General features: G+C 30.6%; 6 protein-coding genes. 3 read left to right on the forward strand and 3 right to left on the reverse strand.

Features of this window, described 5'->3' with window-relative positions:
- Window positions 1–319 precede the first annotated feature (319 nt).
- A complete protein-coding gene (locus BM384_RS12900) occupies window positions 320–1,927 on the reverse strand; it encodes a DEAD/DEAH box helicase (RefSeq protein ID WP_090014202.1) in 1,608 nt (535 codons plus the stop codon).
- A 223-nt stretch (window positions 1,928–2,150) separates the two neighbouring features.
- Here BM384_RS12900 and BM384_RS12905 point away from each other — a divergent pair, with 223 nt between their 5' ends.
- A complete protein-coding gene (locus BM384_RS12905; RefSeq protein WP_090014204.1) occupies window positions 2,151–2,795 on the forward strand; it encodes a deoxynucleoside kinase in 645 nt (214 codons plus the stop codon).
- Between the two features lie 63 nt (window positions 2,796–2,858).
- Here BM384_RS12905 and BM384_RS12910 read toward each other — a convergent pair whose 3' ends face one another.
- Both BM384_RS12910 and BM384_RS12915 read right to left on the reverse strand, forming a co-directional pair.
- A complete protein-coding gene (locus tag BM384_RS12910; RefSeq protein ID WP_090014206.1) occupies window positions 2,859–4,778 on the reverse strand; it encodes a discoidin domain-containing protein in 1,920 nt (639 codons plus the stop codon).
- 242 nt (window positions 4,779–5,020) lie between these two features.
- Window positions 5,021–6,919, reverse strand: a complete 1,899-nt coding sequence (locus tag BM384_RS12915) for an NAD(+) synthase (RefSeq protein ID WP_090014208.1) — start codon at window positions 6,917–6,919, stop codon at window positions 5,021–5,023.
- A gap of 270 nt (window positions 6,920–7,189) precedes the next feature.
- Between BM384_RS12915 and BM384_RS12920 the strand changes: the two genes are divergently transcribed.
- Together BM384_RS12920 and BM384_RS12925 are read left to right on the forward strand one after the other, a co-directional pair.
- Window positions 7,190–7,612: an NfeD family protein gene (locus BM384_RS12920; protein WP_090014210.1), complete on the forward strand. Its 423-nt coding sequence runs from the start codon at window positions 7,190–7,192 to the stop codon at window positions 7,610–7,612.
- 12 nt (window positions 7,613–7,624) lie between these two features.
- Window positions 7,625–8,566, forward strand: coding sequence for an SPFH domain-containing protein (locus BM384_RS12925; protein WP_090014211.1), 942 nt, complete (start codon window positions 7,625–7,627; stop codon window positions 8,564–8,566).
- Window positions 8,567–8,885 lie beyond the last annotated feature (319 nt).

The following is an 8,885-nucleotide window of genomic DNA, read 5'->3' on the forward strand; positions in this document are numbered from 1 at the left end:
AAGAAATAAAGAAGACTGCGTTATGAAATGATAATTTTCTATTTCTTGAAAATGAATTACCTAAACTGTAAGCTTCTTTAAATTCACTTGAAGTAATTAAGTTGTTTGTATCTTTTAAAATTGTAGATAATAATGTAGTATTTTTCATAGTATTAAACCTCGCTATAAATTTATTTATCTATAGCGAGGCTGCAAATTTTTTCACTATTGTCAAGCTTTTTTTAAATTTTTTATTTTTTTCTTAAGTTGACGACATTGTACGTGCGGTGGTGTGAGAGGTCGGTAATCAAAATAATTGATTACCTCCTACTCGATTAAACTATTTTCTCTTAGTTGCAACTTCTATATTTACTTTTCTCTTGTTAAGTTTTACACCTGAACATTTCTTTAATACTATGTCAGCTATATCCTTATCAACTGAAACGAATGAGAAGCTTTCAAGTATATCAATCTTATTAACTTTCTTTCCAGTAACATTAGCTTTTTCAGTTATGAACTTAACTAAAGATCTGCAAGTTAAGTTATCTCTCTTACCTATTGAGAAGAATAATCTTACATCATTTCCGTTTGATTTTCTTCCTTCTCTTCTATTACTATTATCCTTTGGAGTTTCTAATACGTTGCTTGTATAGTTAAAACTCATTTCCTTATCAAATTGCATCTTCATAAGTGCAGCAATTACATCAGTTGGATTGTAGTCGTCACAAAGGTTTTGAGCTAATTCAACATACTTGCTGTAATCATCATGTAATAATACTTCTTCTATTTCATCTGATTTAGTTTCAAATTTAGCTTCTAAAATTTGATCTACAGTTGGAATAGATAACTTTTCTATGTTGCCCTTAGTTACTCTCTTAATTTGCTTTAACATAGAGAATTCACGAGAAGTTATAAATGAGTAAGCAGTACCTTCTTTGTTTGCTCTACCTGTTCTACCTATTCTGTGAACATAGCTTTCTACATCTTGAGTTAAATCATAGTTAAATACGTGTGTTACACCTTCAACGTCAATACCTCTTGCAGCAACATCTGTAGCTACTAAGAATGGAAGAGATCCTTCTTTAAATCTTTTTAGAGTTCTCATTCTGTGCATTTGAGACATATCTCCGTGCATTCCTTCAACTGAGTAATTTCTAGCTTGAAGTCCTTCTACTAAATCATCTACACCTTTTTTAGTTCTACAGAAAATTATAGCTGCATTAGGAGTATCGAAATCTAAAACTCTGCATAAAGCTTCAAATTTATTTTTGTTGTTTACTTCAAAGTATCCTTGTTTAATTCTATCTACTGTTAAAGTAACCTTCTTTATGTTAACTACTTTTGCATCTTTCTTCATGTAGTTCTTTGCAAGTTTTTCTATTTGTTGTGGCATTGTAGCAGAGAAAAGCATAGTTTGTCTGTCGCTTGGAAGATGCTTTATAACTTCTTCTATATCATCAATGAATCCCATATTAAGCATTTCGTCTGCTTCATCTAATACTAAGAATTTAGCATCTTCTAAATGTAGGGCTTTTCTTCTTATAAGGTCTAGAACTCTTCCTGGTGTACCAACTACAACATCAACACCTTTTTTTAGTTCACGAATTTGTCTTTGTATTGAGTCTCCACCGTATATTGGAAGAATAGAAAGTTTTTCGTATTTTGAAAGTTTACATAATTCTTCGTATACTTGGATAGCTAATTCTCTTGTAGGAGCTAGAACTATTGCACCTATATTACCTGTTTTTTCAATATTATTTAATAAAGAACATCCAAAAGCAGCTGTTTTACCAGTTCCTGTTTGAGCCTGACCTATTATATCATGTCCTTCAATAGCTATAGGAATGGCTTTTTCTTGAATAGGAGATGGGTTGACATATCCTAAGTCATCAATTGCTTTTAAAATTTCCTCTTTTAAATTTAAATCTCTAAATGTTATTTTATTCATGTATTGTTCCCTTCATTTTAAATTTTCAATATATTTTAAATTGAAATTTTTACTATTATCAAAATTAGTATAAACACTAACTTTCTAAGTATATCTTAATTCATAAAATAATGCAAAGAATTTTATTTAGTAATTATTGCACTTGACTAAAAAAAATTCAATTTGTATTCTAAGATATATGAGTAAAACATAAAACATAAGAAAAATCGAGGAAAGGTGATATATGGTGATAGTAGTTGGAGGTATGATTGGCCTTGGAAAAAGCTCTGTGGCAGAAGTTTTAGGAAAGCATTTTGATTCAGAAGTATTTTATGAAAGTGTAGACAATAATCCAATTTTGCCTTTATTTTATAGTGAGACAGAAGAAGAAATAGCAGCAAAAAGATATCCTTTTTTACTTCAATTATATTTTTTAAATACAAGATTTAAGAGTATAAAGGATGCATTAATTAATGATAAAAATGTATTAGATAGATCTATATATGAAGATTGGTATTTTGCAAAGAAGAATATGGAGCTTGGAAGAATATCAGAATTAGAAATGTCAATTTATGAAGAGCTTTTAAATAATATGATGCAAGAATTAGATTCTCTTCCTAAAAAGGCTCCTGATTTAATGGTATATTTAAAAGGATCCTTTGATACTGTTATGAAAAGAATAAAATTAAGAGGTAGAGATTTTGAATTAGATGACTCTTTAATTGATTATTATAAATTCCTTTGGGAAGGATATGATGAATGGGTACAAAACAAATATAACGCATCACAAGTTCTAATTATAGATATGGATGTTTTCGATGTAGTAAACAGTGAAGATGATAGAGAAAAGCTTATAGAATTAGTTGAAGAAAAATTAAAAGAAATGTAAAGAAAAAGGTGCATTTAAATGAGTTTTAATTCATTTAAATGCACCTTTTTAAAACTTTAAATACTAGATTGCAGCTTTAAGTGCAACTAAGTCAAAGAAATTAATTTCACCATCTTCGTTTAAATCAGAAGCTTCAGTGTTAATTTGAATGTTTGTTCCAGTTGCAGCATTAAGATATTTTCTAAGTAGTGTATAATCAGCTAAATCAACTTCACCATCATTATTAATATCTCCCATAAGTATTACATTACCACCAATTGGAGTAGTGTCACCAATAGCAATATTAATAAGAGTATTTAAGTCGTTATCAAACACAAGTTGTAATTGAATAGTGCCTTTTTCTAAAGAAGATAAATAAGATTTTTTAATTACTATTTCGTTATCTGAAACAGTATAATCTTTACTTTCAGTTAATATATTTTCACCATTCTTAACTTGAATTAAATTATTACCATTTTTGTTTAATGAGAATGTTAAATCAGAAGCTTTTCTAACATTTTTGTCAAATACAGCTGCATCTTCTGAAACTATGGCAGCTTTTTCTGAATCAGCTCCATAAATTCCTAATTCCCAAATAGAATATCCCCATGAATAGTTTATTTTTTGTGAACAGTTAATTCTAACATAACGTGCAGTAACTGATGATGAAAGGTTAATATCATCTAGTCCACCTTTTCCACTATAGTTTTGGTAAACATCATCCCATGAAGTTCCATCATTAGAAACTTGAATTTTATATTGAGTAGCATAAGCGTTTTCCCATTTGATTAAGACTTCATTTATATCTTTTGTGGAACCTAAATCAATACATACCCAGTCATTAGAAGAGTTAGACTGAGAAGCCCATCTTGTATCAAAGTTTCCATCAGTAATATTATTTCCTTCATATGAAGCATCTTCCTTTGAAGAGAATGTTACAGTTTTTCCTAAAGCTAAATTTCCAGCTTTTAAAGGCTTAGCTGGTTTTTGTGCAGGAAGTCCTGATAACATTGAGTTTGGTATTTTTACAAGTTTGCTTAAAGAATATTCATTATCAAATAACATTTCTTTAGCCCAAGGTTGTAATGTATCAAAATTACCATCAGTAGTCATATCAAGGAAAGTTTGAGGTGAGTTTCCAGGGCCCCAAGACCAAATTAAATAACCAATTTCATATTTTGCGCAATATTCCATAATTACTTTATAAGGAATTTGTCCTTGTGATGATTGTTCCCATTGGTTAGCAAATTCACCTATAACAAGAGGAAGTCCCATTTCTGCTGATTCAGTTAATTCATCTACAACTTCCTTATCAGTATGTCCATACATATATGGCCACCAAAGGTGAGCAGAGAAAAGACAGTTATGATCTGGGTCAGCACTTTGGATATCTAAGCCACATGCTTGTAATTGATTTAAGTTTTGTCCCCATGATGAAGGGTCAATTACTAGTGAAACATGTATGCCAGCTTCTCTCATTCTAGTTACAGCTTTAGTGTATTCAGTTTTGAATCTATCATTAGAAACATTACCATCACCAACTTCATTACCTATGTTTACAAGTAGGTATTCTTGGTGCTTTTGAATAACTTGAACAACTTCAGGTTTTACCCACCAGTCAACTAAACTTTGAAGTTTATCGAATTCACCAGTAGCATCATGAAGTTCAATTATTGGAATCATGTGCTCAGCACGACAGTTAGTAATTGCAGTATCAAGTTCATCAGGAGTACCATCCTTCATTGTCCATACTATACGAACACAGTTGGCTCCAGTTTTTGCAATTTCTCTAAAAGATGGGTCGCCATCTTTATCTTGCCAAACAACCATTTTATTAATACCATAAAGTACTGTTTTTTCTCCCTGATTATCGTAAAGGAATCTTCCATCTACTCTGAAACCAGGATGTGTTTCATCTGTGGCTGCAAAAGCCGCTTTACTTGGAACTATTAGTACAAAAAGTAGGGCACAAAATAATCCAAGTAGAAAATGTTTTTTCTTCATTTCTATTCCCCCTAAATTAAATTTTGTTCTTTGTTTTAACTTTATCTGATAAAGGACATATCTTAATAAAGACAAAGAACATATCCTAATGGATATACATAATTTTACAGACAAATAGAAAACTCGACTATAGAAATTGCATAAACTATTAAATCTATGTCGTAAAAAAGATAAAAGCAGCCCTTAACGTTTTTAACGCAAAAGCTGCTTTTGGTATCTTTATAATATATTAAAAAATATAATTATTTCCAAGGAAATGCATCGCTAGGCATTCTTAAATCACCTCTAGGTGAAAGTGAAATAGATCCAACCTTAGGACCATCAGGAAGAGCACTTCTCTTGAATTGTTGAGTAAAGAATCTCCACATGAACTTATCTAGCCATTTTTTAATTGTTTCTTCATCATAATCACCTTCAAAGGCATTTAAGGCTAAGAATAATATTCTTTCTTTAGATGAACCATGTTTCATAAAGTGATATAAGAAGAAGTCATGTAATTCATAAGGTCCAACTATATCCTCAGTTTTTTGAGAAATTTCACCCTTTGCATCCTTAGGTAAAAGTTCAGGGCTTACTGGAGTATCTAATATATCAAGTAAAGTTTCTGATACCTTCTTATTTTCTTCTTTATCAGCTACATATTTAACTAAATATCTAACTAAAGTCTTTGGTATAGAAGGGTTCACAGCGTACATTGACATATGGTCTCCATTATATGTACACCATCCAAGAGCAAGCTCTGAAAGGTCACCAGTACCTATTAATAATCCACCTTCTTTATTAGCTAAGTCCATAAGAATTTGAGTTCTTTCTCTTGCTTGAACATTTTCATAAGTTACATCATGTATATCTTTATCATGGCCAATATCTTCAAAGTGCTGAAGAACAGCTTTAACAATATTAATTTCTCTTAAGTCACAGCCAAGTTCTCTGCATAATGTTAAGGCATTATTGTAAGTTCTGTCTGTCGTACCAAAGCCAGGCATAGTAATGGTAACTATGTTCTTCATTGGAAGATTTAACATTTTAAAGGTATTAACAATTACAAGAAGGGCTAAAGTTGAATCTAAACCTCCTGATATACCAATAACAGCTTTTTTAAGACCTACATGTTCAAATCTTTTAGCTAGAGCAGAAGATTGAATATTAAATATTTCTCTACATCTTATTTCTCTTTCAAGTTCATTTGAAGGAACAAAAGGATGTTTATCAATATATCTATCAAAGTTAGTTATATTAGTATCGCTAAATTTAAATTTAATATTTCTAGGAGTATCTCTTCTCATTCTTGAAGAATCTCTAAAACTTAAATTTTTCATTCTTTCAGCATTAAGTTTAAATACATCTATTATAGAGTATATAACTTCATTATCTCTCTGGAATCTTTCATTTTCATTTAAGATTCCACCATTTTCACCTATAAGTAAGTGTCCGCTAAATAAAAGATCTGTTGATGACTCATGAACTCCAGTAGATGAGTATATATATGCACACATACATCTTGCACTTTGATTTTGTATAAGGCTTCTTCTATAATCAGCTTTGCTTACAAGTTCATTAGATGCAGAAAGGTTACCAATAATATTAGCACCCATTAATGAAAGGTTAGAACTTGGAGGGATTGTAACCCATAAATCTTCACATATTTCAAAACCAAATTTTAAATTTCCACATGTGAAAATTAGATCTACACCAAAAGGAACATCTTCTTGATAATCTAAATCTATAGTTCTGTTTTTAACATCCATTCCTTCAGTAAACCATCTTTTTTCATAAAATTCACTGTAGTTAGGAATATAAGACTTTGGAACAATACCAAGAACCTTTCCTTTAAATAATATGTAAGCAGCATTATATAGTGTATTATTTTCTAATAATGGTGCACCGACAGCTATTAACATATCTGTATTTCTTGTTTCAGATAATAATTTTTTTATAGCTTCATTTGATTTTTTTATTAATGTATCGTGCAAGAATAAATCTGCACATGTATAAGATGTTATACAAAGCTCTGGAAATACAATTACTTTAGCTTCATTTTTTTCAGCATCTTTTATACATTTTAGAATGTTTTCAAGGTTAAATTCTACATCTGATACTCTTGTTATAGGACATGCAGATGCTGCTTTTATAAAATCCATATCTTATTCACTCCATTTTCTAAAAGTTATTATTAGTATTTGAAAACTATATTACAATAATAAGATGAAAATATTAGAAAAGCAATGGTAGGAAAAAAGATATCTACCTTAAGGGGTTGCGGATAAAATATTAAAGGTTAAAAAAAACCATATAACAAGTAAAAAAAAACTTGTAAAAAAGTTGAAAATAATATATAATGAGTTTGTGAAGAGAAACTAAATAATAAATAAAGTTATGGTTACATATTAATAATAGAGGGAGGAGAAGTTATGGAATCATTAATGTTGTTTTGGTTAATACTAGCTATGATTTTGATAATAGTAGATGTTTTCACAAGTGCTTTTCTATTTGTATGGATTTCACTTGGAGCATTCTTGGCAGCATTAACACAAGTTCTTGGCTATAGCTTTGGAATTCAAATAGCAGTTTTCTGCATAGTAAGCATTATTGCCTGTAGCATTGGGTATCCATGGGCAAAGAAAAAGTTTAAAAGCATTAAGAAAACTGAATTAATGGAAGAAAAGTATATAGGCAGAGAATTTATAGCAGAAGAAGACATAGAAGATAAGACACAGTTAAAGTTAAGCGGCACATATTGGACTGCATATAACAGGGGAGAGAGAATAAACAAAGGAGAAAAATTTAAAATTGAGAGAATAGATGGTAATAAGTTATTATTAAAAAAGATTTAGGAGGAATATTAAATGGGTAAATTAATAGTTGGATTAGTTATTATAGTATTATTAATAGTACTAATCTTATCATCAGTTAGAATTGTAAACACAGGATATTTATATGTGGTAGAAAGACTTGGACAGTTTCATAGAGTCTTAGAACCAGGATGGCACTTTACAATACCTTTTATAGATTTTGTAAGAAAGAAAGTTTCTACAAAACAACAAATTTTAGATGTACCACCACAATCAGTTATTACAAAGGATAATGTTAAAATTTCAGTAGATAATGTTATTTTCTTCAAGTTATTAAATGCACAAGAAGCAGTATATAACATAGAAGATTATAAAGCTGGTATTGTTTATTCATCTACAACAAACATGAGAAACATAATTGGTAACATGACATTAGATGAAGTATTATCAGGAAGAGATAAAATTAATCAAGATTTATTAAGTATTATTGATGAGGTAACAGATGCTTATGGTATAAAAATTCTTTCAGTAGAAATTAAAAACATAGTTCCACCAGCTGAAATTCAACAAGCTATGGAAAAACAAATGAAGGCAGAAAGAGATAAGAGAGCTGCTATCTTAGTTGCAGAAGGTGAGAGACAATCACAAATAGAAAAAGCAGAAGGTGAAAAAAGAGCAAAAATATTAGAAGCAGAAGCTCAAAAGGAAGCTCAAATAAGAAGAGCAGAAGGTCTAAAAGAATCTCAATTACTAGAAGCTGAAGGTAAAGCAAAAGCTATTGAAGCTATAGCAAAAGCAGAAGCAGAAGCCATTGCAAAGGTAAATAAAGCAATAATTGAATCTGGTACTGATGAAAGAGTTATAGCTCTTAAGCAAGTTGAAGCTCTTAAGGAAATGGCAAGTAGCCCAGCTAATAAGCTTATCTTACCAAATGAAACATTATCATCTCTTGGTAGTATAGCTGCTATTGGTGAGATGCTTAAAAAAGATAAATAGATTAAGTAAGTTATTATGAGGAAGCTGTATGAATATAGCTTCCTTTATTGTTCGCCCAGCATGTTTGCTGAGCCGGCAGGCTGAAAGAAGCCTGCGTCGCCGTCCCGATAGGAAGACAACTCGAATGCAAGTGCGTTATTGGCAACGATAAGGTATGAAGGAAGCGCTAGAGGACATATGGAACATAACGCAAGTAAACCAAGTATTGGCTTATAAAGTGGATAACCTTGCAAAAAGTAGGAAAGTCCAAAGTTCGGTAGTTACTTTATAAGTTTTTATGGATGTGTTCATATGGGGCAGGCAAGCTTAACTGGGGAAG

Origin of the sequence: Clostridium sp. DSM 8431 (assembly GCF_900116755.1) — a bacterium.
Taxonomy (GTDB): domain Bacteria; phylum Bacillota; class Clostridia; order Clostridiales; family Clostridiaceae; genus Clostridium.

What these genes read in the sequence shown, in the direction of transcription:
- BM384_RS12900 (WP_090014202.1), bottom strand. Translation starts at nt 1,927, where the DNA reads ATGAATAAAATAACATTTAGAGATTTAAATTTAAAAGAGGAAATTTTA.
- BM384_RS12905 (WP_090014204.1), top strand. Translation starts at nt 2,151, where the DNA reads ATGGTGATAGTAGTTGGAGGTATGATTGGCCTTGGAAAAAGCTCTGTG.
- BM384_RS12910 (WP_090014206.1), bottom strand. Translation starts at nt 4,778, where the DNA reads ATGAAGAAAAAACATTTTCTACTTGGATTATTTTGTGCCCTACTTTTT.
- BM384_RS12915 (WP_090014208.1), bottom strand. Translation starts at nt 6,919, where the DNA reads ATGGATTTTATAAAAGCAGCATCTGCATGTCCTATAACAAGAGTATCA.
- BM384_RS12920 (WP_090014210.1), top strand. Translation starts at nt 7,190, where the DNA reads ATGGAATCATTAATGTTGTTTTGGTTAATACTAGCTATGATTTTGATA.
- BM384_RS12925 (WP_090014211.1), top strand. Translation starts at nt 7,625, where the DNA reads ATGGGTAAATTAATAGTTGGATTAGTTATTATAGTATTATTAATAGTA.